Origin of the sequence: Loigolactobacillus bifermentans DSM 20003 (assembly GCF_001434575.1) — a bacterium.
GTDB classification, from domain to species: Bacteria; Bacillota; Bacilli; order Lactobacillales; family Lactobacillaceae; genus Loigolactobacillus; species Loigolactobacillus bifermentans.
Map to the genome: position 1 here is coordinate 1 of NZ_AZDA01000012.1, position 1716 is coordinate 1716.

Genomic DNA, 1716 nt, shown 5'->3' on the forward strand with positions numbered 1-1716 from the left:
GAAAATACTGATTTAATAGGATTTATCGTGTGGCTAATTTGTTCTTGCAATTTGGGTATATTTTTTGATTTTCAAATTGGCAACTTTTTGTTCCAAATTAGCAGATCGATCCTCAGTTGCTGCTTGCTGCTCACCGTTAGCAATCAACACACCATCTAATTGAAATGCGTCCATTTCTACGGTGTTTTTAATGGCAAACGTGTCATTAACAGCTGTTTTATAAAAACGCGTTAAGTCCTTTAAAAATTGCCTTGCCGTCGCCTTTTTCTTTCGATCTACAATTCGATCAACATACCAATCATCATGGCTCGCATTCTCGATATCTTTTAAAAACTTATTCAGTTTTTGCCCAGTTGCTTGGAAGACACCGAAAAAGTTAATCGAACCACTAATATGATTTTTATAATTAATCTTCATACCTGATTTTCGGGTTTGTAAAATTTTACGATTTGTATCTTCCAACAAAGCTAACAACAAATGTGCATCTTGAGCAGAATCAATAAAATCATACGTTTCGACCATCTCGCCTGGTAACGCAAGTTGTTTCAAGTCCGAATTAGTCAAAACTTGAAAAGCTCGGAAGGCATCTTTAAAATCCTCCGTCACTTTAAAAGCATTCCGTTTGCCTTTATTCTCTTTTTCTATCTTCTTAAAATAAGCAAATAAAATTGGCAACCGGTCCCTGTTAATGATTTCATCTTCAATCTGCACTTCAAGTTCCCCAGTCCAAATCGAGATCAAAAAATTAGACAATACCGACATTTTAATTAAATCTTGCCAATCCGTATCATTTTTAAAACCCACAACAAATAAATCAGTTCCAAATTGACTTACTTTCCGATCAATCTTAAATGGCACTGTATCTTGCATCGGTTGGTACTGACTGCCAGACAAACCTGCTGAAAAGTATGCCGGACCTTGCGTTACTTCACCAGCAGTCTTTGTATCATACGAGACTAACTGTGAGACCCCAATTGAACGCTCGCCTTCATTCTCCGAAATCGTATGATAAAAAACCATCCGTAAATTTGAAGCCGCAAACGGCGCAAATTTGCCAATCCCCTTACTTCCAGCCGATGCTTCATCATCCTTAACTGAATCACCGGCCACAAAAATCAGTGACTGCCAATTTTTTTCTGCTAATCCTTTTGTATTGAAATCACTGATTTTTAAAACAGGTACGGTTTCCGCTTCAATAACGGATTCATAAGTATCAAAAAACGCCATTGCCGTCTCCGAACTAGCCCATTTATCGCGGATTGCTGGCAAAGTTTTACTTTTAAGTTGTGTGATTCCCGGAATAGCAGCTGAAGCGATCGTACTAGCCGAAAAACTGACCACAACGGGGCCATTGGCTGCCGAATCTCTCGCATCTAATGAATTTTGAATGCCTTCACGTGTAATAGAATCAACCGGCACATCTGAAAATGTATCAATGCCCGCTGCGTTGATGCCATTTAACGTTAACCCTTTCCCACTTGGAAACCGCCAAGCATCCTTCTTTTTATGTGAATCAAAAATACCCATTAAACTAAACCCTACTTTCCCATAAAGAATACCAAAACAGTCAATATAAACCGTTTTCATTTTAATTGAAATATATTCTTTAATATTACCTGAATATCACACAAAAATGTACTTAATTGTTGCGGATGCGTTATTGGTCCCCTGTCAATAAAATAGACAATTTAAATAGAGACTTTTTTGTCCTATGCC

The 1716-nt window shown here is 37.6% G+C and carries 1 protein-coding gene; it reads right to left on the minus strand.

Translation table 11 applies throughout. From position 1 onward, the window contains the following. Window positions 1-33: 33 nt before the first annotated feature. Window positions 34-1527 (minus strand): hypothetical protein, encoded by a 1494-nt coding sequence (locus FC07_RS02335; RefSeq protein WP_057903516.1) that lies wholly within the window; start codon window positions 1525-1527, stop codon window positions 34-36. Window positions 1528-1716: the final 189 nt, after the last annotated feature.

What these genes read in the sequence shown, in the direction of transcription:
- FC07_RS02335 (WP_057903516.1), bottom strand. Translation starts at nt 1,527, where the DNA reads ATGGGTATTTTTGATTCACATAAAAAGAAGGATGCTTGGCGGTTTCCA.